The following is a 24,390-nucleotide window of genomic DNA, read 5'->3' as shown; positions in this document are numbered from 1 at the left end:
CGGCTCCGGAAATGCTTTAGTCCTTGATGACGGAAATGTCGGGCGCGTCGACCGCCTTCATGCCGATGACATGATAACCGCTATCGGCATGGTGCACTTCGCCGGTGACGGAACGCGACAGGTCCGACAGGAGATAGAGGCCGACATCGCCGACTTCCTCGATGGTGACGGTCCGGCGCAGCGGCGCGTTGTATTCGTTCCACTTTAGAATATAGCGGAAATCGCCAATGCCGGAGGCGGCGAGCGTTTTGATCGGGCCGGCCGAGACGGCGTTGACGCGAATGTTCTGCGGCCCGAGGTCGACGGCCAGATATTTGACGCTCGCTTCGAGCGCGGCCTTGGCGACGCCCATGACGTTATAGTTCGGCATCACCTTTTCGGCGCCGTAATAGGTCAGCGTCAGCATGGCGCCGCCATCCGTCATCAGCTTCTCGGCGCGGCGTGCGACCGAGGTGAAGGAATAGACGGAGATCTGCATCGTCTTGGCGAAGTTGTCGGCCGAGGTGTCGACGTAACGGCCGGTCAGTTCGTCCTTGTCGGAGAAGCCGATCGCATGCACAAGGAAATCGATCTTGCCCCAGAGCTTTTCGACGTTTTCGAAAACGGCGTCGATCGTGGCTTCGTCGGCAACGTCACAGTGGCCGACGAGCGTCGCGCCGATTTCGGCGGCGAGCGGCTCGACGCGCTTCTTCAGCGCATCGCCCTGGTAGGTGAGCGCGACTTCTCCGCCGTGCGCATGAATGGCCTTGGCAATACCCCACGCAATCGAACGATTGTTGGCGACACCCATGATGACGCCGCGTTTGCCTGCCATGAGGCCGGATGCTTGAGCCATATTTCGCTCCCTAGGAATTCTGATTGATCCTGCCTATGGCATAGGCCGCTAATCGGTTCAAGCTTGGCCTGGATCATCAACTGTTAGGTATCGTAACAAAGGGTGCGAAAGTCATAAATATTTCACAGGAACAGGCCTTCGCGCATGCTCCGCATCAGATCGGTGACTTTGTCGTCGGGTTTTTCCCACAGGATAATGCGCAATTCGACGACGAGATCGCCTCTGCCGCCTTCCTCGCGGGGCAATCCCTGGCCGGGGATGCTGATCGTCTTGTCCGAGCCCGACCAGGCGGGAACCGTAATGTTGAGCGGCCCGTTCGGTCCCTCGATGCGCGCCTCGGTGCCGAGAACGGCATTTTCGATGCTGAGCGGCAGCACGGCGTGCAGGTCGAAGCCGTCGACCGTGAAGCGCGGATCGGGCGCGATGCGAATATTGATGACGGCGTCGCCGCGTTGCATGCCCGGCAGCTTGAAGCCCTGTCCCTTGAGCCGCAGCTCATGGCCATCTCTTGTGCCGGCCGGCAACGCGAAGCCGATTTCGCGACCCTCCGGCAGTGAGGCGGTGATCCAGCCGCTCTTCAGCACGTCGTCGATCGAAACCGTTGCCGTCGCCACCTCATCCGGTGCTTTTTCCAGGCCGGTATCCTTGGCGCCGGTGAAACGGCGCACCAGGGAGGTCAGGATGCTGAGCGGCAGCGGCAGGTTGGCGCCGGCATTTGGCCCAGCCTCGCCGGCCTCCTCGTCGCCCTTGGTGTCGGCCTCCGCGGCGTCGCCATCCACGCGCCTGCCGGCCTCGCCTGCCTGCTGGTTCGGGGCCTGCTGATTCTGTGTCTGCTGGCTCTGGGCCTGCTGGTATTGCGCCTGTTGTGCGCGAGCCTGTGCCTGGCCGCCGGCCGCAGCGCGGGCCTGAGCGCCGAAAATGCGATCGACCATTTCGTCGGCGGGCTCAGCTGATCCGACCTGTTGTCTGGGGCCTTCGGCAGCGGCCTTCTGGGCGGCGCGCGCAAGCTCTTCCATTACCCGCTCGGCATTGGCCTGCGCCGCCTTGGCGCGCAGGGCAGCCTCGCGCGCGGCGTGGCGCTGCTGCATGATCGTCTGTTCGTTTTTCTTGGCTTCCGCCATCCGCACGGCATTGTCGAACAGGCTGCGTTTGCGCGGGTCCTTCAGCGTTTCATAGGCACGGCCGATCTCGGCGAACCGGGCCGTCGCCGTCGGGTCGCTCTGATTGTGGTCTGGATGGGCAGATTTGGCCATATTGCGCCAAGCCGCCTTGATCTCGTCTGCTGCAGCGTCGCGCTTGACGCCCAGAATTTTATAAGGATCGCGCATGTCAAACCGCCGATGTTGCGATGCGGGAAGCCACGTCCTTGCCCGGCATCCCGAAATTCCAATCGTAAAAGCTCAATATCAACTCGGAACGCGCCATCCCGCCGCAAAGGCAAGGACAACCCCTCTCAACGCTGATCGTGCGTCGGAGTTGCTAATCACTTCTTATTTCTGAGGAGAGATGTGCGATGTTTTGCGCCGAATGGTTAGCTCTTTGCTAAGCATGTGGCGGAAAGCCGTCAGGCGTTAACCTGCCGGCGAGCCGGATCAACTTTCTGGCTGAAAGCTCAAAAGCTGCCAGTTGCCGCCGCCGACCAGGCAGGTCTTGCCGTAGAATTTGGCGATGCCGACATAGGAGTGCCGCGTGGTGCGGAACTGGCGGCAGACCTGGCCTGATTCGTTGTTCTCGACGATCGTATCGATGACGCCGGCGCTGCCCGTCGATGCATTCGCCCAGGGAAGCGGCTGGCCCTCGAGCCTTTGCACATCGGCCGAGGTCACAGCGTTGCGCACGGTCATCTCGTCGGAAAGCGTATCGGTGCTCGGCGGCGTCTGCGGCACGGTGCCGGTTGCCACCGACCGATCGACCTTGGCTTCACTGAGAAAATCCATGCCGCCGGCAAGGCAGCCGGAAAGCGAAAGCATTGCAACGCCGATGACGAAGAACACGCTGCTGCGTCGCCGCAGGCCCTTTGTATGGCGATATGACTTTGCTATGACTTCCACCCTGCATCCTGTCCAGTTATCGAAAGCTGGGCGAGTTTTGAATAATCCGGGGCATTTGAACCAATATGTCGGCAAACGAGTTAACAAGCGGTGACTTTACCGAAAGTGGCGAACCCTTCAAGCTCTTTGCCGAATGGCTTGGAGAAGCGGAGGCTTCCGAACCCAACGATCCGAACGCCGTGGCGCTGGCAACGGTCGACGAGGATGGCCTTCCCAATGTCCGCATGGTTCTCCTGAAGGGATTCGACGACGACGGTTTCGTCTTCTACACCAATTTCGAGAGTCAGAAAGGCCTTGAAATTCTGGGCCAGAAAAAGGCCGCCATGTGTTTTCACTGGAAAAGCCTGCGCCGCCAGGTCAGGCTGCGCGGCCCGGTCGAGATCGTCAGCGACGCCGAAGCCGATGCTTATTTCAAGACGCGGGCGCGCGGCAGCCGCATCGGCGCCTGGGCCTCGAAACAATCCCGCCCGCTTGAAAGCCGTTTCGCGCTCGAAAAGGCCGTGGCCGAATATACTGCGCGTTATGCGATCGGCGAGATTCCACGCCCCGCCCACTGGTCGGGCTTCCGCATCCGGCCGACCTCGATCGAATTCTGGAAAGATCAGAAATTCCGCCTGCATGACCGGGTCGAATTCCGCCGGCCCTCGCCGGAAGGCGCATGGGACAAGGTCAGGATGTATCCGTAAGCGGCCCTATTTGCCCATCAGCTTCAGCGGAATGCCGGAGGCAAGCGCGGAGACGTAGCGTCGCTTCTGGTAGAAGCCGTTCAGCGAAATGCGCGAGAGATAGGCGGTTTGCCTTGCCGCCGGCAGGCCCGGCTGGGTGGTGACCGCAGCCTGGAAGCCGAGATTGCGGGCAATCGCCGCCTCGCGCGCGGTCGCAGCCTCCGGTGTGCCGTAGGGATAGGCGATCGTCACGGGGCGGATGCCGGTCACCGCCTCGACGTAATCGGCCGAAACCTGCATCTCGATCCGCGCTTCGGCTTCCGGCAGGCGGGCCAGCGCCCGATGACTGATAGTATGGGCGCCGATTGTTGCGAGCGGATGGGTCACCAGCCTTTGCAACTGGCGGGGCTGCATCACCAGTTCGCGGGTGATATCGGTCGGCTCGATGCCGTTTTCCCGCGCCAGCATGTCGATGGCGGCGACGGCGCGCGCCTCGTCGGAGCGGTGGATATAGGCGGCGAAGCGGTCGAAGGCATCCCATTGCTGCTGCGGATTGTCGAGCGCCAGGCGCTCGCTGCCGCCGCCGAAATCGAAGCGGAGTTCGCTTTGCCGGCGCAACAGGACGGCGAGCGTCTCCCACCAGATGCTGTGCGAGCCCTCGGCAAAACCCTTGGCGACAAACACCGTGAACGGCGCCCGATGCTGTTCGAACACCGGCAGCGCGTGCTCCAGATTGTTAATGTAGCCGTCGTCGAGCGTGAAGGCTGCAAACAGCTTTCCGCCCTCGGGTTCCGCTAGCAGCGCCGGCACCTGGTCGAGCGGTACGAAGCGATAGCCGTCCCGCCGCAGCCGCCGCAGCGCCGTGTCGAGAAAGCGCGGGGTGATTTCGAGATGCGCGTTCGGCTCGAAAGCCTCCGGCACGTGCGGGCGGACATGATGCAGCGTGAAGATGAGGCCGCGTCCACGTGCTTCGCGCATCAACCCGGCGGCGGCGAGAAGCCAGGAGAGCTCGAGCCCGGCGCCGATCGCTGCGCGTTTTGCCAGTCGCTTCAATTGTCCCGTCATCCGGCGTCCGTTCCCAATATTTGCGGGAAAATAGCAAGAGCGACTTAAGCCTTGCTGAATCCCGATTGTGCACAGGTCTCTCATTTCCTGTTAACCAAGACGATGAAAAGACTAGAAAAATGATAGGCGTTGCCTCAAAGTCGCGCCAAACTTACGGCTTCTGTCACATTACGGCACAAAGGCCGATCCATTCGAGAGCCGACGCATCAAGGGGAACTGCATGAGAACGCTTTTGGCGGCTGTTTTGACCGTAACGCTTGCCGTTTCGGCGCCTCTTGCAGCGCTTGCCGGCAGCGCCTCGCTGGTCCTCGATGCCCGCACAGGCAAGGTTCTCGCCGCCGAAAACGCCGATACGCTGAACCATCCGGCCTCGCTGACCAAGATGATGACGCTCTATCTCACCTTCGAAGCTCTGAAGCGCGGCAAGATCGCCTGGGATACGCCGATCAAGATGTCGAAATACGCCGCCTCCCGGCCGCCGACCAAGCTTGGCGTCAAGGCCGGCGGCACGATCACCGTGCGCGAGGCGGTCTATGGCATGATCATCAAATCCGCCAATGATGCCGCCTCCGCCATGGGCGAAAAGCTCGGCGGCTCGGAAAGCGGTTTTGCCGGGATGATGACCGCCAAAGCCCGCCAGCTCGGCATGAGCCGCACCGTCTTCGTCAACGCCTCAGGCCTGCCGGACGGTCGTCAGGTCACCACGGCGCGAGATATGTCGACGCTCGCCATCGCGCTGATGAAGAATTATCCGAACGAATACCGGCTGTTTTCGACGGCAAGTTTCAATTTCCGCGGCCGGACCGTGCGCGGCCACAACAATCTCATGTATCGCTACCAAGGCATGGACGGCATCAAGACCGGCTACACCAACGCCTCCGGCTTTAATCTCGTCAGCGCCGTCCGGGACGGCAACCGCCGCGTCGTCGGCGTCGTGCTCGGCGGCCGCACCGCTCGCAGCCGCGACGACAAGATGGCCGGTCTGCTCGATCGTTATCTCGGCCGTGCCTCGTCTTCCGGCGGTGCAAAGCTGGTGGCGAGCGTCGGCGCCAGGGAGCCTGTCGAAGTCGCGTCCGCCGCCGACGATTCCGATGTTCCGGTGCCGCTCAGCGCACCACGCCAGGCCGACGATCTGGCAGCAAAGAGCCTGGCCTATGCCGATGACACTGTCGTGCCGCTGGAGCGTCCGGTCGCGATGGACGAAATCCTGAACGCCGGCAAGGCGCCGAAAATGTCGGCGGAAAAGAGCGATGGCGACTGGCAGATCCAGATCTCGGCCGCTCCGAGCGCCGATGCCGCGCGCGCACTTCTCGCCCAGGCGAAGTCCGAAGGCGGCGCGCCGCTGGTTTCCGCCTCGCCCTATACCGAGCCGGTCGGGAAGGGCGCCAACAAGATCTACCGCGCCCGCTTCGTCGGCTTCGCAAGCAAGGATGCCGCCGTCTCCGCCTGCGCTGCGCTGAAGCAGCGCTCCTATGACTGCATGCTGCTGCCGGACCACGGCTGATCGTCACATTATCATTCCGGCAATCCCCTCTGGACACACATCGGGAATCAGCGTCTCTTCCATAAACAAAAGGAGAACACTGATGTTGCGTCGTCTTGCCGATCAGTTCGAAATCTCTTCCTCTGCCCATGTCGCCGCCAACGGTATCGAACGCGACGCCGATTGGTTTCTGCTGAAACTGCAGGAGGAAATGGGCGAACTGACCCAGGCATGGAATCGGCTGACCGGCCGCGGCCGTGCGAAAGGCCGCTCGCCTGAGGACATGCGGCGCGATCTGGCCGACGAGACCGCCGACCTTCTCGGTCACTTGCTGCTGTTTGCCCGCCGCAACGATATCGATCTTGCCGCGGCGATCGAACGGAAGTGGCTGTTCAAGCCGGCGGAGGTGCTGAAGGGCTGAGGCATGCCGGCTGCTGGAGTGAGTCGACCTTATGTCGATAAAACTTGCTGTCCACCGCCATCAACGGAAACGAGCGGGGCAGGGCGCTCTTGGCGATCTCGGTGAAGCCGTTCTTCTCGTAGAAGCGATGGGCGGCGACGAATTTGTCTGTCGTGCCGAGGAAGATTTCGATGAGGCCGGCATCCCTGGCGTGGGAAAACATCCGGTCAAGGAGCCGCGCTGCCACGCCGTGTTCACCACCGCGAACCGCGGCGGCGACGAACATCTTGCGCAGTGCCGCCTGATTGTTGCCGATATCCTTCAAGCCCAGCGTGCCGACGATCGCGCCATCCTCGACCGCGACCCAGAACTGCCCCTTGCCGGACTGATAAAAATCCGGGATCACCCGCAGATCCGGCTGCGCGTCGGCTGATATATCGATGCCGAACTCCTGACGCTGGATCGTCAGGATCACAGACAGCACGGCATCGGCGTCGTCTTCGCTGAAACGCCTGATCTCGACCTCCGCCATCACAGGCTCCTTTCGCCTCAGGTCTGGGTGCCGCCGACGGTCACCTGATCCATGCGCAGATGCGGCTGGCCGACGCCGACCGGAACCCATTGGCCGCCCTTGCCGCAATTGCCGATGCCGGTATCGAGCTTCATGTCGTTGCCGATCATCGACACCCGCTTCATCGCATCCGGGCCGTTGCCGATCAGCATAGCGCCCTTGATCGGCGCGCCGACCTTGCCGTTTTCGATCAGATAGGCCTCGGTGCAGCCGAAGACGAACTTGCCGGAGGTGATATCCACCTGGCCGCCGCCGAAGGAGACGGCATAGATGCCCTTCTTCACCGAGGCGATGATTTCTTCAGGCGACTTGTCGCCGCCGAGCATATAGGTGTTGGTCATGCGCGGCATCGGCACATGGGCATAACCCTGGCGGCGGCCGTTGCCGGTGGGCTGCATGCCCATCAGCCGGGCATTCTGCCGATCCTGCATATAGCCGACCAGTTTGCCGTTCTCGATCAGCACGTTGTACCCCGACGGCGTGCCCTCATCGTCGATGGTGATCGAGCCGCGGCGGTTGTCGATCGTGCCGTCGTCGACGACGGTGACGCCGGGGGCGGCGACCATCTGGCCGAGCAGGCCTGAAAAAGCGGACGTCTTCTTGCGGTTGAAATCGCCTTCCAGCCCGTGGCCAACGGCCTCGTGCAGCATCACGCCCGGCCAGCCGGAGCCGAGAACGACATCCATCGTGCCCGCCGGCGCATCGATTGCCTCGAGGTTGACGAGCGCCTGACGCAGCGCCTCGTCGGCGCCGTACTGCCAACTGCCCTCGGCGATGAAATCGCCGAAGCCGATGCGCCCGCCGCTGCCGTAGGAGCCGCTTTCCTGCCGATCGCCTTCGCCGACCATGACCGAGATGTTGATGCGGGTCATCGGCCTGATGTCGCGCACGCGGTGTCCGTCGGCGCGCAGAATGTCGACCACCTGCCAGCTCGCCGCGACCGAGGCCGTCACCTGCCGCACCTTGTCGTTCTTGCCCCGGAGATAGGCGTCGATATCCCGCAGGACCTTGACCTTCTCCTCGAAGCTCGGCTGACCGATCGGGTTCTGGTCGCCGTAGAATTTCTTGTTGGTGCGCTGGGGGGCTGCGGCGTAAGTGCCGGAATAGCCGCGTGTCACTGCGCCCACAGCATCCGCCGCCCGCTTCAGCGCCGCCACCGAGAGATCGCCGGCATGGGCGAAACCGACCGCTTCGCCGGCAACGGCGCGCAGGCCGAACCCCTGCTCGGTGTTGAAGCTGCCGCCCTTCAGCCGACCATTGTCGAAGGTCAGCGCTTCGGCCTGCGCATGCTCGATAAACAGCTCGCCATCATCGGCGCCGGCGAGCGCCTCGGCGACCAGACCACGCATGGTGGCTTCGTCGGCATCGAATAGCGTCAGGAGGTCGGTGGTCATGGTCTGGCTCCAATGGGAATGCGCTTACGCCTTAGATAGGGCTCCTTATGATAAGGAGTGAAGCCCTGCGGTGGAATATTCTTTGTGGGGCAAATTCATTTCAGGAGATGGGAGTGCGCGCGAAGGAGATATAAGCGTTTTGTCGCTTTGCGCTGCAGGGGCGCTCCTGCCGGATGGATTTCCCCGCGCCAGCGTCAAGTTTGGCTGGAAGGTCACCCCATCCTCCGTCCTCCTCGGCCTTGAGCCGAGGATCCATGCCGCCACCGAGGGTGTCGCGTGGATGCTCGGGTCAAGCCCGAGCATGACGGAGGGTGGGATGAGCCTATGGAGCGAGTACAGCAACGGGTGAGGGGGCGAGCGTAGGTGCGCGCGCCCGCAAACCCTCAAGGCAGCGCGTCAAAACCTTCGGCGAAGCCCTTGAGGTCGACGGGGATGCCGATGCCTTCTTCCGGGGTCTGGAAGACGATGAAGGTTGCCTGGGCGCCGCTACGGAAGGTTTTCAGCAGTTCGTCCTCGAGCACGACCTCGGCATAACAACCATCGGCGAAGCAGCGCACGAAATAGGCGCGGCCGATATCCTTGCCGTCGACATTGAGCCCGAGGCCGTTCGGCAAGAGCACGCCGAGCGGCGCCAGCACGCGAAGAATCTTCGACTTGCGGTCGGCCGTCTTCAACACGACGACGGAAAGCCCGACCTCCGGCCGGTCCTCGGCGATGACGTTTTGCATCAGCGCGCATTGTTCGGTCGAGGCGCCGGCCGGCTTGTCGCAGACGACGGACCATGCGCCGTGATTGGATTTCACCGTGCCCGGCGCCTGCGGCTGGGTCTGGCCGGGTGTCACCTGGATATTCGGTTTGGCCGCACTCGGCTGCTGCGGCGTCGTAGCGGGAGCCGGGGCAGGGGCCGGCGCGGCAGCCGGCGGCTTGGCCTGGGCCGGCGCGGGTTGCTGCTGTGCGAAAACGGACGTCGTCGCTGCGGCCGCGATGCTGGCAGTCACGAGAAGCGACTGCGCGAGGGAACGGAAACCCATGGAAACCTCTGGATATCGAATCATTTGCGGCTATTGTTGAAGCTGCCCACCAAAAATGAAAAGCCCCACCCCGTGAAAACCGGGGGACTGCGGCGGAAATTGGACCTTTCCTAAATAATGTGTGGCGCGCGGGTTGGCCGGAAAGCCGATTTTTCATATGCTGATGAAAAACTTGGGATGTTTTGCCGTTCTGGCCTGCCTATGCTTTCAGCAAAAATGCCGCATAGACAATTGCTCTGACCTGTTGCGGCAAATGCCAAACTGTGGTTTGAAGCGCTGAAGATGGCAAGGATTCTGCGTTCTATTTTGCAGGTCAAGCGCTCGAGGGAGATAATAAGGTGATGAAGAAGGCTTATGCAGCTCTGACCGCGCTGGTCTGTCTGCTTTTTGCTTCCGGCACATATGCCGACCAGCCAATGCCGTGGCAGGCGACGCTGCAGCCGGCGGCAACGCCGATCATGCGGGAGATCCACTGGTTCGAACAATATACTTTGTGGTTTATCGTTCCGATCACGCTCTTCGTTCTGGCCCTGCTCATCGTCGTCTGCGTCAAGTTCCGCGCGAGCGCGAACCCGGTTCCCTCGAGGACGAGCCACAACACGCTGATCGAGATTGCCTGGACCGTGGGGCCGGTCCTGGTGCTGCTTCTTCTCGCCATTCCCTCGTTCAACCTGCTGACGGCGCAGCTGACGCTGCCCGAAAACCCCGACGTGACGATCAAGGCGACCGCCACCCAGTGGCAGTGGAACTACGAATATGAAGGTTCGGGCGACAACCCGCTCGCTTTCGACAGCTATCTCCTGAAGGATCAGGACCGCGCTGCCGCCGGCAAGGAAGACAAGTCGGTTTATCCCAGGCTTCTCGCCGTCGATAACGAGCTGGTCCTGCCGGTTAACAAGACGGTCCGCGTTCTCGTGACCTCTGCCCCGACCGACGTCATCCATGCTTTCGCCATGCCGTCCTTCGGCGTCAAGATCGATGCCGTGCCGGGTCGCCTGAACGAGACCTGGTTCAAGGCCGAGCGCGAAGGCCTGTTCTATGGCCAGTGTTCCGAGCTCTGCGGTAAGGACCATGCGTTCATGCCGATCGCCATCCGCGTCGTCTCCGAGGACAAGTACAAGCAGTGGCTGACCGCAGCCGCCAGCGACCTGCCCGGCGCCTACAAGACACTCATGGCCGCAACCGATGGTCCCGCAAAGACCCTCGACGTCGCCGAAGCACAGTAATTAAGGGGATCGGGACAATGGCTGGACCTTCCGCTCACGACGATCATTCTCATGATCACGCCCATCACGACCACGCGCATGATGATCACGATCACCACGATCATGGGCACAAGCCGAGCTTTGCCAATCGCTGGCTGTTCTCGACGAACCACAAGGACATCGGCACGCTCTATCTGATCTTCGCGATCATTGCCGGCATTATCGGCGGCGCGCTTTCCGTCGCCATGCGCATGGAGCTGCAGGAGCCGGGCATCCAGATCTTCCACGGCCTGGCCTCGATGGTCTACGGCTATGAGGGCGATGCCGCCATCGACGGCGCCAAGCAGATGTTCAACATGTTCACCACGGCGCACGCGCTGATCATGATCTTCTTCATGGTCATGCCGGCGATGATCGGCGGTTTCGCCAACTGGATGGTGCCGATCATGATCGGCGCACCCGACATGGCCTTCCCGCGTCTGAACAACATCTCCTTCTGGCTGATCGTCCCGGCCTTCGCACTGCTCTTGCTGTCGATGTTCGTTGAAGGCCCGGCAGGCGCTTACGGCACGGGTGGCGGCTGGACGATGTATCCGCCGCTCGCAACAACCGGTACGCCCGGTCCGGCGGTCGACCTTGCGATCTTTGCGCTCCATATTGCCGGTGCCTCGTCGATCCTCGGTGCGATCAACTTCATCACCACGATCCTCAACATGCGCGCTCCCGGCATGACGCTGCACAAGATGCCGCTGTTTGCCTGGTCGGTGCTGATCACCGCCTTCCTGCTGCTGCTGTCGCTGCCGGTCCTGGCAGGCGGCATCACCATGCTGCTCACCGACCGTAACTTCGGCACCTCCTTCTTCTCTCCGGAAGGCGGCGGCGACCCGATCCTTTACCAGCACCTGTTCTGGTTCTTCGGTCACCCCGAGGTCTATATCCTCATCCTGCCCGGCTTCGGCATGGTCAGCCACATCATCTCGACCTTCTCGAAGAAGCCGATCTTCGGTTACCTCGGCATGGCTTACGCCATGGTCGCGATCGGCGCCGTCGGCTTCGTCGTCTGGGCCCACCACATGTACACGGTCGGCCTGTCGCTCGACGCGCAGCGCTACTTCGTCTTCGCCACGATGGTCATCGCCGTTCCGACGGGTGTGAAGATCTTCTCCTGGATCGCGACGATGTGGGGCGGCTCGATCTCGTTCCGCACGCCGATGCTCTGGGCGATCGGCTTCATCTTCCTGTTCACGGTCGGCGGCGTCACCGGCGTCCAGCTCGCCAATGCCGGTCTCGACCGCTCGCTGCATGACACCTATTACGTCGTGGCCCACTTCCACTACGTTCTGTCGCTCGGCGCCGTCTTCGCGATCTTCGCCGGCTGGTACTACTGGTTCCCGAAGATGACCGGCTACATGTACAACGAGTTGGTCGGCAAGCTGCATTTCTGGGTCATGTTCATCGGCGTCAACCTGGTGTTCTTCCCGCAGCATTTCCTCGGCCTTGCCGGCATGCCGCGCCGCTACATCGATTATCCGGATGCCTTTGCCGGCTGGAACTATGTGTCCTCCATCGGCTCTTACATCTCGGCCTTCGGTGTGCTGATCTTCCTCTTCGGTGTCTTCGAAGCCTTCGCCAAGAAGCGCGTCGCCGGCGACAATCCGTGGGGTGAGGGTGCGACGACGCTCGAATGGCAGCTGCCTTCGCCGCCGCCCTATCACCAGTGGGAACAGCTTCCGCGCATCAAGTAATTGCGCGGGTGTCAGGACGCCGCATGCGATACGGCGTCCTGATATTCTGACATTCAGGACGGAATGATGACGGTCATCGACAATCACGGGACGCTTGCAAAGGACGGCGAATTGTCGGAAGCGAGTGCGCGCGATTATTTCGAATTGCTGAAGCCGCGGGTGATGTCACTCGTGGTCTTCACCGCCCTTGCCGGCCTGGTGCTGGCGCCCGGCCACATCCATCCCGTCCTCGGCCTGATCGCCATTCTCTGTATCGCCGTCGGCGCCGGCGCCTCCGGCGCCCTCAACATGTGGTACGATGCCGATATCGACGCCATCATGAGCCGCACCGCCAACCGTCCGATCCCGGCCGGCCGCATCGCCCCCTCGGAGGCTCTGGCCTTCGGCCTGGTGCTTTCGGGCTTTTCGGTGGTGATCCTCGGCCTTGCCGTCAACTGGCTCTCGGCCGGCATCCTTGCCTTCACCATCTTCTTCTATGCCGTCGTCTACACCATGTGGCTGAAGCGCTCGACGCCGCAGAACATCGTCATCGGCGGCGCCGCCGGCGCCTTTCCGCCGATGATCGGCTGGGCCTGCGTAACCGACAGCGTGACGATCGAGAGCACCGTGCTTTTCCTGATCATCTTCCTGTGGACGCCGGCGCATTTCTGGGCGCTGGCGCTGTTCAAGATGCGCGATTACGAGGCCGTCGGCGTGCCGATGCTGCCGAACGTCGCCGGCGAGCGGGCGACCAAACATCAGATCGTCGCCTATGCGGTGCTGACCGCCGTCTGCGCGGTGTTGCCAACCTTCCTCGGCTTCGCCAGCCTCGGCTATGGCCTGGTGGCCGCCGCCCTCGGCGCGATATTCATCTACTGTTCCATCGCCGTCTGGCGTATGCCCGACGGCGATCTGAAGATGATCCCGGCAAAGAAGCTCTTCGGCTTCTCGATCTTTTATCTTTTCGCTGTGTTCTCCGCCTTGATGATCGACCGGCTGGCGTCGGTGCTGGTCTCGCATACGGGAGGTTGGTTCTGATGGAATTGGTCAAGCTCACGGAAAAGCAGCTCAAGTCGCGCCGCAACCGCAACATCGCGCTCGGGCTGGTGCTAGCCGGCCTCGTCGTTCTCTTCTACGTGATGGCAATCGTGAAGATCGGCGGGGGAACGGCCGGATGAGCGACAACGCCACCGCACCGAAAAAGCCGGCCCGCAACAACGGCGCCGTCGTGATGATGTGCCTGAGCTTCGTGTTCGGCATGGGCGCGATGAGCTACGCCGCCGTGCCGCTCTACCGCATCTTCTGCCAGGTAACCGGCTATAACGGCACGACGCAGCGCGTCGATCAGGTGTCGAGCGTCGTGCTCGACCGCACGATGCGCGTCACCTTCGACGCCAATGTCGCGCCCGGCCTGCAATGGGATTTCAAGCCGGTCGAGCGCGAGGTCAATCCGAAGATCGGCGAAACGATCCAGGTCAATTTCACCGCGGAGAATCGCTCCAACGAAACCCAGCGCGGCCAGGCGGTTTTCAACGTCACGCCGGGCGAGGCGGGCGTCTATTTCAACAAGGTGCAATGTTTCTGCTTTACGGAAACAGACCTGAAGCCGGGCGAGAAGCTCGACATGCCGGTGGCGTTCTACATCGATCCGGAAATCGTCAAGGCCGTGGAATCGAAGAATATCCATACGATCACGCTGTCATACACGTTCTACCCGAAAGAGGGTCCGAAGCCGCTGGCTTTGAATGAGGGTAGAGCGGAAAAGGTTGAAAAGAAACTTTGATCAAGGCTCGTTTCCGGCTATGTCGGGAGCGGAGTGAAGGAAGATATCCGGGGATAGCTACATGGCCGATGCTCATCAGAAGAATCACGACTATCACATCATCGATCCGAGCCCGTGGCCGATTCTCGCCTCGCTCGGCGCCTTCATCATGGCGATCGGCGGCGTCTGCTACATGCGCTACCTGAGCGGTGGCTCCTTCAAGGTCGCCGGTGCCGAACTCGCCAATCCCTGGCTGTTCTACATCGGCTTCGCGCTGGTTCTCTACGTCATGTACGGCTGGTGGGCCGATACGGTGAAGGAAGCCCATGAGGGCGCCCACACCCGCGTCGTCTCGTTGCACCTGCGCTACGGCATGATCATGTTCATCGCTTCCGAAGTGATGTTCTTCGTTGCCTGGTTCTGGGCCTATTTCGACGCCAGCCTCTATCCGCACGAGGCGATCCAGGCCTCGCGCCTGCTCTATACCGGCGGCACCTGGCCGCCGAAGGGCATCGAGGTCCTCGATCCCTGGCACCTGCCGATCTACAACACCGTCATCCTGCTGCTTTCCGGCACGACGGTCACCTGGGCGCACCATGCGCTGCTGCACAACGACCGCAAGGGCCTGATCCAGGGCCTGACGCTGACGGTGGTGCTCGGCGTGCTGTTCTCCTGCGTGCAGGCCTATGAATATGCCCACGCGCCCTTCGCCTTCAAGAATTCGATCTATGGCGCGACCTTCTTCATGGCGACCGGCTTCCACGGTTTCCACGTGCTGGTCGGCACCATCTTCCTGGCCGTCTGCCTGATCCGCGCCATGCGCGGCGACTTCACCCCGAAACAGCATTTCGGCTTCGAGGCCGCGGCCTGGTACTGGCACTTCGTCGACGTCGTCTGGCTGTTCCTGTTCTTCTGCATCTACGTCTGGGGCGGCTGGGGCGCCCCCGTCGCAGCCGGCTGATTGCAGCGATATTCGAATAGAAGGCGGGCCTGGTGCCGGCCTTTTTTGTATGTGGAATTTGGGTCGATTTTGATTCCGCGAAATGCGAGGATAGTTTTGTTTTCCGCAATTCCGGGCGCAAATGGCTACGCGTTTTCACTGGCGTTGCTCGTCGTTCCCCCACGCTCCGTCATCCTCGGGCTTGACCCGAGGATCCATGCGACGAGCACGGAGAAAGGCGAGGGCATTTCACCGATGCCATCCCTCTTCGCGAAGTCTGCCACCGTTCCCGCAGCCTCGCAGCGACGGTCTCCCAATGCTCTCGAGACAAGACGAGGCGTGGGCATGGATGCTCGGGTCAAGCCCGAGCATGACGGAGGGTGGGGGCACGATGGGCAAGAGGCGCACACCCGCCCTCGCTTCGTCATCGGCGACCCGTCCTTCGGACCCCCGTAAACGGGGCGAGGGGACGTGCCCCGCGAGAGCTCAGCGAGGGACGGAGAGGGTGTGCGGCATATTCCCTTCTCCCCTCGCGCGGGGAGAAGGTGGCGGCAGCCGGATGAGGGGCCGATCTCACCGCCCGCCAGCAATGCGCTCGAAAGCCGAGGGCTCGGATATGCCGAGGTCGAGGCGCAGGCGGATCGCCTCGGCGCATTCGAGCGCTGTCAGCACCGACGTGTCGAGTTCCATGTCATAGATACCAGGCCGGTGCACTTCATCCTGCCAGCGTTGCACCGGCTCGGGGATGGCCACCTCTTCGGTGGCTCTTACATACAGTGTCTCGCGGCCTTCCTGTTTGAATTCCCGCCGCTGCATGATCGTCTCGATCGGACAGTGCACGCCGACGAACAGCACGGAAAAGCCTTCCAGGCGCCGGGCGCTGTCGCCGAGAATGCCGAGCGGCTGCGAGTAGCTGTCATGATGGCCGAGATCGGCGACCACATTGAGCCCCAATCCGGCGTGGATGGCGATCGATTCATAAAGGGCCGCATAGAGGAACGGCACCAGTTCTTCGAGCTCCGGCCGCTCGCCGCCCGGCCTCAGGCCGATCCCGGGCAGGTAACGCTTCGGCGTCATGGCATTGTAGCCGTCGACGCCGAGGTTGATCCACGGCCCCTCGAATTCCTCCTGGATTGTGCGCGCAATGCTGGATTTGCCGCTTCTGGGCGCACCGTTCAGAATAATGATCTGGCCGGCATGGTTGTCATTGGTCATCAGTCTTCTTCTTCTGTTTGGCGCGAATCACTGAGGCGAAACCGCGCAGGCATTTCCATTCGGGATGCGAATACTTTATGGGAGAGTTAAGGCAGGATGGACTGCAGAGAAGGAATGGCCAGAAGGAATGGCATGAGCGAAGATAGCGCCCATTTTCCCCCCGTCGACCCGATCAAGACAGGCATCAAGGGCTGCTGCCCGCGCTGTGGCCAGGGCAAACTGTTCGATGGTCTGCTCGGGCTCAAGCCGCGTTGCGCTGCCTGCGGCCTCGATTATTCCTTCGCTGATTCCGGCGATGGCCCGGCCGTCTTCGTCATCCTCATCGTCGGCTTCATCGTCATCGGCATGGTGTTGTGGCTGCAGGTCAATTACGGGCCGCCGATCTGGGTGCACATCCTGCTGTTCGGCCCGCTGACGATCATCCTGTCGCTCACGACGCTGCGTTGGTTCAAGGGCATCCTGATTGCCATGCAGTACCGCCATAATGCCCGCGAAGGACGCCTGAGTGACTGAAATAGAGCATGTCATGCCGCGCCGCCGGCTGCCCGTCATCACCGGCATCCTGGTGCTGATCGCCCTTGCTATCCTGATTTCGCTCGGCACCTGGCAGGTGGAGCGCCTCCACTGGAAGGAAGGCCTGCTTGCCGATATCGCCGCGCGCCAGCTGGCCGCCCCCGTGCCGCTTGCCGATATCGAGGCGATGGCAGCAATTGGCGGCGACATCGAATACCGCAGGGTCACCGCCACCGGCCGTTATCTCAACGACAAGGAGCGGCACTTTTTCGCCACCTGGCGCGGCCAGACCGGCTTTTACGTCTATACGCCTCTGGAGCTTGCCGACGGGCGCACGCTCTTGGTCAATCGCGGCTTCGTTCCCTATGAGAACAAGGAGCCGGAAATGCGCATGCAGGGCCAGCTGACCGATCAGCAGACCGTCACGGGTCTCGCCCGCGAAAAACTTCCCGGCAAACCCTCCTGGGTGGTGCCGGACAACGACGTCGCCAAGAACATCTTCTATTGGAAGGATCTCGACGTCATGGCCGAAAGCGTCGGGCTGGACAAGGCGCGCGTCATTCCGTTTTTCGTCGACGCCGATTCCACCCCCAATCCGGCCGGCCTGCCGATCGGCGGCGTCACCCAGGTGGCTCTGCCGAACGACCACCTGCAATATGCCTTCACCTGGTATGGGCTTGCCGCGGTGCTCATTGCCGTGGTGGCGATCTCCTGGTTCCGCAAACCCGGCAAGCAGCCGGCGCAATAGTATCGCTTCAATTCTCGCTTATATTGGGCTAGAGGTCGATTGCCCCTCGCGGGACCTGTGGCAGGCACAGGGTTGAAGAATGCATGACGGAACAGACATGAATATTGCGGCGAAACCTCCTTTGACGATCAGGCTCTGTGGCCCGCGCGGCTTCTGCGCCGGCGTCGACCGCGCCATCCAGATTGTCGTGCTGGCGCTGAAATCCTATGGCGCGCCGGTCTATGTGCGTCACGAGATCGTCCACAATCGTTATGTCGTCGAGGGGCTGGAAGCCAAGGGCGCCGTCTTCGTCGAGGAGCTGGACGAGATCCCGGCCGAGCATCGCGCCCAGCCGGTGGTCTTTTCAGCACATGGCGTGCCGAAATCCGTGCCGGAGGATGCGGCGAGCCGCAACCTGTTCTATCTCGACGCCACCTGCCCGCTGGTTTCCAAGGTCCACAAACAGGCGATGCGTCACAATCGCCTCGGCCGCCATGTCGTCCTCATCGGCCATGCCGGCCACCCGGAGGTGATTGGCACGATGGGGCAGCTGCCGGAGGGATCGGTATCGCTGATCGAGACGATCGAGGATGCCGACGCCTATATTCCGATTGACGCCGACAATCTCGGTTACGTCACCCAGACGACGCTGTCGGTCGACGATACCGCCGGCGTCATCACCCGCCTGCACGAGCGCTTCCCGAATCTGACGGCGCCGGCAGCGGACTCGATCTGCTATGCGACGACCAACCGCCAGGAAGTGGTCAAGCAGGCCGCCCCCGGCTGCGATCTCTTCATCATCGTCGGCGCGCCGAATTCCTCCAATTCCAAACGTCTCGTCGAAGTGGCGCTGAGGGCAGGAGCGAAGAAATCGATCCTGGTGCAGCGCGCCGCCGAACTCGACTGGAACGCGATCGGCACGATTTCGACGCTCGGGCTTTCCGCCGGCGCCTCCGCCCCCGAGGTCATCGTCAACGAGATCATCGAGGCGTTCCGCGCCCGCTTCGACGCCCGCGTCGAGCTGGCCGAAACGGTGCAGGAAACCGAAAATTTCCTCGTCAACCGCGAATTGCGCAGCATCGAGCTGACGGCGGCCGACATGGCCTTCGTCAACGGCTGATCATATCAAAACCTTATCGCGACGCCGGGTCGTCAGTCCGGTGGATCCAACACCAGCAATGCATGAAGGCGAGACCTCACTTGGCAGTCTATACCGATATCGCCGAAGACGATCTGAAGTGGTTCCTGACGGAATATGACGCGGGCACGCTGCTTTCCTACAAGGGGATCGCCGAAGGCGTCGAAAACTCGAATTTCCTGCTGCATACCTCCGAGGACCCGCTGATCCTGACGCTCTATGAGAAGCGGGTGGAAAAGACCGATCTGCCGTTCTTCCTCGGCCTGATGCAGCATCTTGCCGCCCGCGGCCTGTCCTGCCCGCTGCCGCTGCCGCGCCGCGATGGCGCGCTGCTCGGATCGCTGTCGGGCCGCCCGGCGGCGCTGATCTCCTTCCTCGAAGGCATGTGGCTGAGAAAGCCGGAAGCCAAGCACTGCCGCGAAGTGGGCCGGGCGCTGGCCGAAATGCATGTCGCCGGTGATGGTTTCGAACTGACACGCCCGAACGCACTTTCCGTCAATGGCTGGCAAACGCTCTGGGAGAAATCCGAGGCGCGCGCCGGCGAGGTCGAGGCCGGCCTGCAGAACGAGATCCGCAGCGAACTCGCTTTCCTCTCCGCCGCCTGGCCGAAGGGCCTGCCGGCCGGCGTCATCCACGCCGACCTCTTCCCGGATAACGTCTTCTTCCTCGGCGATCAGCTCTCCGGCCTGATCGATTTCTATTTTGCCTGCAACGATCTGCTCGCCTATGACGTCTCGATCTGCCTGAATGCCTGGTGCTTCGAAAAGGACGGCGCCTACAACATCACCAAGGGCACGGCGATGCTCGAGGGTTATCAGAGTGTCAGGCCGCTAAGCGGCGAAGAGATTGCCGCCTTGCCGGTGCTGTCACGCGGTTCGGCGCTGCGGTTCTTCCTGACGCGGCTCTATGACTGGCTGACGACGCCCGAGGGCGCCATGGTCACCAAGAAGGACCCGCTCGAATATCTCCGCAAGCTGCGCTTCCACCGGCAGATCAAATCGCCGGCCGAATATGGATTGAGCCTATGAAACATGTCGATATCTTCACCGACGGCGCATGCTCCGGCAATCCCGGCCCCGGCGGCTGGGGCGCGGTGCTGCGTTATGGAGACACCGAAAAGGAGCTGTGCGGCGGCGAGGCGGATACGACCAACAACCGCATGGAACTGCTGGCGGCGATCTCGGCGCTACAGGCGCTGAAGAGCCCCTGCGAGGTCGATCTCTATACCGACAGCGCCTATGTCAAGGACGGCATCTCCAAGTGGATTTTCGGCTGGAAGAAAAACGGCTGGAAGACCGCCGACAAGAAGCCGGTGAAGAATGCCGAGCTCTGGCAGGCCCTGGAACAAGCCCGGGACCGCCATAAGGTGACGCTGCACTGGGTCAAGGGCCACGCCGGCCACCCGGAAAACGAACGCGCCGATGAACTTGCGCGCCGGGGCATGGAGCCGTTTAAGAAGGGTAAGGCGGTTTCGTTTTGAGGGCGCGCGGCGATTGTGGGGACTACGCCTGCGCCTGAATGCTGCCCCTCACCCTAATCTTCTCCCCGTAAACGGGGCGAGGGGACGGGCCCTGCAAGAGGTCAGTGGAAAACTGAGAGGTTGCCGCAAATCCCCTTCGCCCCGTTTACGGGGAGAAGGTGGCGGCAGCCGGATGAGGGGCAGGCGGCGATCTCCCACAGTCCCGTGACGAGCACAGGAATGAAGGTGAGGATAACTCACCCCACCCGCTACGACGCGGTCGCCGCCCCCTGGATCAGCCGGTGCAGATATTCGAGTTTTGCCACGACAGGTGAGGACAGCACGAAGGGGTAGGAGTCCGGTTGGCCCATGCTGCGCTGAATGGCGTTGATTGCCAGGCTGAGCGGCACCCAGGCGCTGACCAGTTGTTCGGCGCTCTTTGCCCGGTAGGGAAGGAAATCCACTTCGCCGGCGATTTCCTCATGGCCGCGCGGATCGATGGCGATGCCGAAGGCGCGGGCGGTTTCGAGCGTATCGACGATATGGAGGTAATGGGCGAAACATTCGGCAAAATCCTCCCAGGGGTGGGAGGCCGCATAGGCGCTGATGAAATTGTCCTGCCATCCCATGGGCGCGCCGCCGGCATAGTGGCTTTGCAGGGCGGCTGCATAATCCTGCCGCTCGTCGCCGAAGACGGCACGGAAATCCGCCTGGCCGCCGCGGTCGCGCACCAGCTTGTTCCAGATGAAATGGCCGGTCTCATGGCGGAAATGGCCGAGCAGCGTGCGATAGGGTTCGTTCATCGAACTGCGTGCCTGCTCGCGCGTCGCATCGTCGGCCTCTGCGGCGCGGATGGTGATCAGCCCTTCCTCGTGGCCGGTCATGGCCGGCACGACATAGCCGTTGCTCTCGATCGAATCCTCGAGGAAATCGAACACCAGGCCACCTTCAGGATCCTGCACCCGATCGGGATGCGGCAGCCTCCAGCGCAACAGCGAATAAAACAGATGACGCTGCGCCTGGCTGATGCGCCGCCAGCGATCGATGCCGTTCTGAGTATCGGTGTTCGGAACCAGCCGGTTATGGCGGCAGGCAACGCAGAATTCGCTCTCACCATCGCCATCCACCAGCCAGTTGCAGATGTCGAGGCCGGCATTGGCGCAGAAGCGGACTTCACGGTCGGGATCAGACACAAGCTGCCAGAGCGTCTCGTCGCGCGGCTCCAGCGCATGCATGGCGAGATCGCCGGGCAGGAAGCCGAGGCGATGGTTGCAGCGCACGCATTGGCGGTTGTCGAAGTGGACGACCTGATCGCAATTGTCGCAGGCGGAAAGCTTCATCGTATGTCCCTGCAAAGCATTGGTGTGGCGGATTAAAAATGCCTGCCGCGCGAGGGGCGCAGCAGGCATGGTTCTTAAACGGATGAGCTTGCGGCTCAGAGCCGGTCGACGGCGCCCTTGAGCTTGTCCTTGACCTTGCCGGCTGCGACCTGACCCTTGCCCTTGGCTTCCTGAACGGTGCCCTTGGCCTGCATTTCGTGGTCATCCGTGGCCTTGCCGACGGCCTGCTTGGTCTTGCCGGCAATTTCATTTGCCTTGCCGGAAATCTTGTCGCTGGTGCTACCCATATGTGATGTCTCCTTCGTCAGCCGGGCCTCTTGCCCGTGTTTGCCGAAATGAAACGTCACCCAGCGCAATTCGTTCCAGACCTATTCAGGCCAGTCAGCTCAGGTAAATAATCTCAGGCATGCCCGGCTTCCGCCGAAAGCATGGCAGCGGTAACGCCCATGCCGGCGAGCGCCCGCTCATATTTGTCGTCGAGGCTGCGGTCGAAGATCAGGGCCTCATTGGCCGCGCAGGTGAGCCAGCCATTGTTGACGACCTCGTTTTCGAGCTGGCCGGCGCCCCAAGAGGAATAGCCGAGCAGCATCGTCGCGCGTGTTGGCCCGTCGCCCTTGGAGATGGCGCGCACGATGTCGAGCGTCGCCGTCAGGCAGATGTCGTCGCTGACGGGGATCGAGGAGTCGCTGGAATAATCGTCCGAATGCAGTACGAAGCCGCGGCCGCTTTCCACCGGGCCGCCGGTCTGGATCGGGAATTCGCGCGCCCGCTTCGGCAGCACGATGGAATCTTCCTGCTTGATCATGTCGAGATGCAGCAGCACATCGGTGAAGGTCAGGTTTTGCGGGCGATTGATGACGAAGCCCATGGCGCCGGCATCCGAATGAGCGCAGATATAGATCACCGTGCGCGCAAAATTGCGGTCTTCGATCCCGGGCATGGCGATGAGGAACTGGCCATCGAAGAAGCCACGTTCCCGTCTGTTCTTCAGCGTCGATAAGGACATCGTTCCTCCTGCTGCCAACCGCACCGAGGCTTGACACCGGAAGCATGGGCCAATGTCACAGATCAATCAACCAAAAATGAAGATTTAAATTGCCGCGACTTCTGGCGGCCAAACACCACTTTCGGTAAACCGTTGTTCCATGATGATTATTTCCTCAGTCCCGCGCCGGCTTTTCCTTGCGGTCATCTCGATGGGCGCAACCTTCGCCATCCATTGTTCCGCCCACGCGGAAATGAGCCCCTGGGCGGAGAACGAAGGCGGCCGCATGCGCCTCGTCGCACTCGCGCCCGATGCCGGCGGCAAAATCCGCGCCGCTCTGCAGATCGAGCCGAAACCCGGCTGGATCACCTATTGGAAAGAGCCGGGAAACACCGGCATTCCACCGCAGTTGACCATCCCGGCGGGCAGCGGCGTCAGGCTCGATGCCATCGGCTATCCCGTTCCGAAACATTTCTTCAACGGCACGGTCGAGGATATCGGCTATGACGCGCCGGTAACGCTGCCGCTGTCGCTCAAAGCGGCAGGCAAAGGCGAAGTCGAGATCGACGCCTTGGCCTTCATCGGCATCTGCAAGGATATCTGCATTCCCTTCCAGGCGAATTTTCAGCTGAAGCTTGGTCCTGCCATCCAGTCGCACCCACAGGAAGAGGCGATCCTTGCGGCGGCCGATGTAAGCCTGCCGAAGCCGCCATCGGCCGATTTCGATGTGACGGCGCAGGCGATGGCGGCTGATCAAAAGACGCTGTCGCTGACGCTGGTCTTGCCGGCCGAGGGCAAGGGTGCGCCCGATATCATCGTCACCGGGCCGAGCGGCTATGCCTTCACCAAGCAGATCGGCGGCAAACGCGACGGCGCTGTCTTCAAGACCAATGTCGCCATCGGCAAGCTGCCGAAGGATTACGACATATCGGGCAAGCGCTGGGGCGTGCTGGTGATCGATGGCGAAAGGGCGATGGAGACGACCGTTCCTTTTGAGTGACGGGCTTGCCTTTGAATGCCCGGCCTTGCCTTTGAAGGAGCCGATCTTATAGTCGCCGCAGATCTCTCTGCGGTGCCCGCCGCCGCCAACGCCAGAACCTCAACAAGCCGGCCGCCAAAGCCGGAATTCAAGGAGAAAACCATGACCATCGCAATCGGCGACAAGCTTCCTGCTGCCACCTTCAAGGAAAAGACCGCTGACGGCCCGGTCGAAATCACCACCGACCAGCTCTTTTCCGGCAAGCGCGTCGTGCTGTTTGCCGTGCCGGGCGCCTTCACGCCCACCTGCTCGCTGAACCACCTGCCGGGTTATCTCGAAAACCGCGACACCATCCTCGGCAAGGGCGTCGACGACATCGCCGTCATATCAGTCAATGACTGGCACGTGATGGGCGCCTGGGCGCAATCCTCCGGCGGCATGGGCAAGATCCACTTCCTCGCCGATTGGGACGCCGGCTTCACCAAGGCCGTCGGCCTCGAAGCCGACCTCTCCGCCGGCGGCCTCGGCCTGCGCTCAAAGCGCTATTCGATGCTGGTGGAAGACGGCGTTGTGAAGGCGCTGAACATCGAGGAAAACCCCGGCCAGGCCACGGTTTCGGGTGCTGCCGCGATGCTGGAACTACTCTGAACGTTTGAACAATCTGGCCCTCACCCTAACCCTCTCCCCGTAAAAAACGGGGAGAGGGGACGTGCCCCGCGAGACGTCGGCGAGGGACGGAGAGGTTGCGGCACACCCCTTCGCCCCGTTTACGGGGGTCCGAAGGACGGGTCGAGACCCTTGGCTCGACCCCGGTTGGTGCCGGCAGGCGGATGAGGGGCACACGCCGACGGCGCGTTTGGCAGAAACGTTCCCCCCATCTCCGTCATCCCAGGCCTCCGAGCCTAGGA

At 62.0% G+C, this 24,390-nt stretch carries 27 protein-coding genes; 16 read left to right on the top strand and 11 right to left on the bottom strand.

Translation table 11 applies throughout. From position 1 onward, the window contains the following. Window positions 1–16: 16 nt before the first annotated feature. The 3 genes from fabI to GR197_RS12375 form a co-directional block, all read right to left on the bottom strand. Complete coding sequence (gene fabI / locus GR197_RS12385) at window positions 17–835, bottom strand: enoyl-ACP reductase FabI (protein ID WP_164009798.1); 819 nt, start codon at window positions 833–835, stop codon at window positions 17–19. 122 nt (window positions 836–957) lie between these two features. After that, a complete protein-coding gene (locus tag GR197_RS12380) occupies window positions 958–2,163 on the bottom strand; it encodes a DnaJ C-terminal domain-containing protein (protein ID WP_164009796.1) in 1,206 nt (401 codons plus the stop codon). A gap of 264 nt (window positions 2,164–2,427) precedes the next feature. Beyond that, complete coding sequence (locus GR197_RS12375) at window positions 2,428–2,886, bottom strand: RT0821/Lpp0805 family surface protein (protein ID WP_037079276.1); 459 nt, start codon at window positions 2,884–2,886, stop codon at window positions 2,428–2,430. Between the two features lie 65 nt (window positions 2,887–2,951). On the opposite strand from GR197_RS12375, the gene pdxH reads away from it, so the two are divergent. Then, on the top strand, window positions 2,952–3,572 hold the full coding sequence (pdxH, locus tag GR197_RS12370) for a pyridoxamine 5'-phosphate oxidase (RefSeq protein ID WP_164009794.1): 621 nt from the start codon (window positions 2,952–2,954) through the stop codon (window positions 3,570–3,572). A 6-nt stretch (window positions 3,573–3,578) separates the two neighbouring features. Here pdxH and GR197_RS12365 read toward each other — a convergent pair whose 3' ends face one another. Then, window positions 3,579–4,616, bottom strand: a complete 1,038-nt coding sequence (locus GR197_RS12365; protein ID WP_164009792.1) for a polysaccharide deacetylase family protein — start codon at window positions 4,614–4,616, stop codon at window positions 3,579–3,581. Between the two features lie 220 nt (window positions 4,617–4,836). On the opposite strand from GR197_RS12365, the gene GR197_RS12360 reads away from it, so the two are divergent. Both GR197_RS12360 and GR197_RS12355 read left to right on the top strand, forming a co-directional pair. Further along, window positions 4,837–6,120 (top strand): D-alanyl-D-alanine carboxypeptidase family protein, encoded by a 1,284-nt coding sequence (locus GR197_RS12360; RefSeq protein ID WP_164009790.1) that lies wholly within the window; start codon window positions 4,837–4,839, stop codon window positions 6,118–6,120. An 82-nt stretch (window positions 6,121–6,202) separates the two neighbouring features. Next, entirely contained in the window at window positions 6,203–6,520 is a 318-nt protein-coding gene (locus tag GR197_RS12355; RefSeq protein ID WP_164009788.1) for a pyrophosphatase, read from the top strand. Here the strand turns inward: GR197_RS12355 and GR197_RS12350 are convergent. The 3 genes from GR197_RS12350 to GR197_RS12340 all read right to left on the bottom strand — a co-directional run bounded on the left by GR197_RS12350 (window position 6,492) and on the right by GR197_RS12340 (window position 9,519). Further along, a complete protein-coding gene (locus tag GR197_RS12350) occupies window positions 6,492–7,031 on the bottom strand; it encodes a GNAT family N-acetyltransferase (RefSeq protein ID WP_164009786.1) in 540 nt (179 codons plus the stop codon). The two genes, GR197_RS12355 and GR197_RS12350, sit on opposite strands and share 29 nt — an antisense overlap. A 17-nt stretch (window positions 7,032–7,048) precedes the next feature. Then, entirely contained in the window at window positions 7,049–8,464 is a 1,416-nt protein-coding gene (gene tldD / locus GR197_RS12345; protein WP_164009784.1) for a metalloprotease TldD, read from the bottom strand. A 383-nt stretch (window positions 8,465–8,847) separates the two neighbouring features. Further along, complete coding sequence (locus tag GR197_RS12340; RefSeq protein WP_204330181.1) at window positions 8,848–9,519, bottom strand: invasion associated locus B family protein; 672 nt, start codon at window positions 9,517–9,519, stop codon at window positions 8,848–8,850. A 317-nt stretch (window positions 9,520–9,836) separates the two neighbouring features. Here GR197_RS12340 and coxB point away from each other — a divergent pair, with 317 nt between their 5' ends. From coxB to GR197_RS12315, 6 genes are all read left to right on the top strand, one after another. Beyond that, the gene (gene coxB / locus GR197_RS12335; protein WP_164009780.1) at window positions 9,837–10,721 is read left to right on the top strand and encodes a cytochrome c oxidase subunit II; all 885 of its coding nucleotides are present in this window, start codon (window positions 9,837–9,839) and stop codon (window positions 10,719–10,721) included. 17 nt (window positions 10,722–10,738) lie between these two features. Beyond that, window positions 10,739–12,445, top strand: coding sequence for a cytochrome c oxidase subunit I (ctaD, locus tag GR197_RS12330; protein WP_164009778.1), 1,707 nt, complete (start codon window positions 10,739–10,741; stop codon window positions 12,443–12,445). A gap of 66 nt (window positions 12,446–12,511) precedes the next feature. Continuing rightward, the gene (locus tag GR197_RS12325) at window positions 12,512–13,462 is read left to right on the top strand and encodes a heme o synthase (RefSeq protein ID WP_164009776.1); all 951 of its coding nucleotides are present in this window, start codon (window positions 12,512–12,514) and stop codon (window positions 13,460–13,462) included. After that, entirely contained in the window at window positions 13,462–13,602 is a 141-nt protein-coding gene (locus GR197_RS31970) for a hypothetical protein (RefSeq protein WP_020048779.1), read from the top strand. Before GR197_RS12325 ends, GR197_RS31970 begins: the two co-directional genes overlap by 1 nt. Next, entirely contained in the window at window positions 13,599–14,207 is a 609-nt protein-coding gene (locus tag GR197_RS12320) for a cytochrome c oxidase assembly protein (protein ID WP_164009774.1), read from the top strand. Before GR197_RS31970 ends, GR197_RS12320 begins: the two co-directional genes overlap by 4 nt. Window positions 14,208–14,268: 61 nt before the next feature. Next, window positions 14,269–15,147, top strand: a complete 879-nt coding sequence (locus GR197_RS12315) for a cytochrome c oxidase subunit 3 (protein ID WP_164009772.1) — start codon at window positions 14,269–14,271, stop codon at window positions 15,145–15,147. A gap of 552 nt (window positions 15,148–15,699) precedes the next feature. On the opposite strand, the gene GR197_RS12310 is transcribed toward GR197_RS12315, so the two are convergent. Beyond that, entirely contained in the window at window positions 15,700–16,341 is a 642-nt protein-coding gene (locus GR197_RS12310) for a chloramphenicol phosphotransferase CPT family protein (RefSeq protein WP_164009770.1), read from the bottom strand. Window positions 16,342–16,473: 132 nt separating this feature from the next. Here GR197_RS12310 and GR197_RS12305 point away from each other — a divergent pair, with 132 nt between their 5' ends. The 5 genes from GR197_RS12305 (at window position 16,474) to rnhA (ending at window position 20,199) form a co-directional block, all read left to right on the top strand. Further along, window positions 16,474–16,854: a DUF983 domain-containing protein gene (locus tag GR197_RS12305; protein ID WP_164009768.1), complete on the top strand. Its 381-nt coding sequence runs from the start codon at window positions 16,474–16,476 to the stop codon at window positions 16,852–16,854. Next, complete coding sequence (locus tag GR197_RS12300) at window positions 16,847–17,602, top strand: SURF1 family cytochrome oxidase biogenesis protein (RefSeq protein WP_164009766.1); 756 nt, start codon at window positions 16,847–16,849, stop codon at window positions 17,600–17,602. The genes GR197_RS12305 and GR197_RS12300 overlap by 8 nt, the downstream gene beginning before the upstream one ends. 97 nt (window positions 17,603–17,699) lie before the next feature. Beyond that, the gene (ispH, locus tag GR197_RS12295) at window positions 17,700–18,701 is read left to right on the top strand and encodes a 4-hydroxy-3-methylbut-2-enyl diphosphate reductase (protein ID WP_164009764.1); all 1,002 of its coding nucleotides are present in this window, start codon (window positions 17,700–17,702) and stop codon (window positions 18,699–18,701) included. 80 nt (window positions 18,702–18,781) lie between these two features. Continuing rightward, on the top strand, window positions 18,782–19,747 hold the full coding sequence (locus GR197_RS12290; RefSeq protein WP_164009762.1) for a homoserine kinase: 966 nt from the start codon (window positions 18,782–18,784) through the stop codon (window positions 19,745–19,747). After that, on the top strand, window positions 19,744–20,199 hold the full coding sequence (gene rnhA / locus GR197_RS12285; protein WP_164009760.1) for a ribonuclease HI: 456 nt from the start codon (window positions 19,744–19,746) through the stop codon (window positions 20,197–20,199). Before GR197_RS12290 ends, rnhA begins: the two co-directional genes overlap by 4 nt. Window positions 20,200–20,447: 248 nt before the next feature. Here rnhA and GR197_RS12280 read toward each other — a convergent pair whose 3' ends face one another. The 3 genes from GR197_RS12280 to GR197_RS12270 all read right to left on the bottom strand — a co-directional run bounded on the left by GR197_RS12280 (window position 20,448) and on the right by GR197_RS12270 (window position 22,524). Then, window positions 20,448–21,518, bottom strand: coding sequence for a zinc-binding metallopeptidase family protein (locus GR197_RS12280; protein WP_164009758.1), 1,071 nt, complete (start codon window positions 21,516–21,518; stop codon window positions 20,448–20,450). A 95-nt stretch (window positions 21,519–21,613) separates the two neighbouring features. Continuing rightward, a complete protein-coding gene (locus GR197_RS12275) occupies window positions 21,614–21,805 on the bottom strand; it encodes a CsbD family protein (protein WP_164009756.1) in 192 nt (63 codons plus the stop codon). Window positions 21,806–21,918: 113 nt separating this feature from the next. Then, window positions 21,919–22,524 carry a YqgE/AlgH family protein gene (locus GR197_RS12270; RefSeq protein WP_164009754.1) on the bottom strand — a complete coding sequence of 202 codons (606 nt, stop codon included), beginning with the start codon at window positions 22,522–22,524 and terminating at the stop codon, window positions 21,919–21,921. 139 nt (window positions 22,525–22,663) lie between these two features. Between GR197_RS12270 and GR197_RS12265 the strand changes: the two genes are divergently transcribed. Next, on the top strand, window positions 22,664–23,503 hold the full coding sequence (locus GR197_RS12265; protein ID WP_164009752.1) for a protein-disulfide reductase DsbD domain-containing protein: 840 nt from the start codon (window positions 22,664–22,666) through the stop codon (window positions 23,501–23,503). Between the two features lie 141 nt (window positions 23,504–23,644). Then, a complete protein-coding gene (locus GR197_RS12260; RefSeq protein WP_164009750.1) occupies window positions 23,645–24,130 on the top strand; it encodes a peroxiredoxin in 486 nt (161 codons plus the stop codon). Window positions 24,131–24,390 lie beyond the last annotated feature (260 nt).

The sequence above is a fragment of the Rhizobium phaseoli genome, from assembly GCF_010668805.1.
Lineage (GTDB): Bacteria > Pseudomonadota > Alphaproteobacteria > Rhizobiales > Rhizobiaceae > Rhizobium > Rhizobium phaseoli_A.
This window is presented reverse-complemented; position numbering and strand designations above follow the sequence as displayed.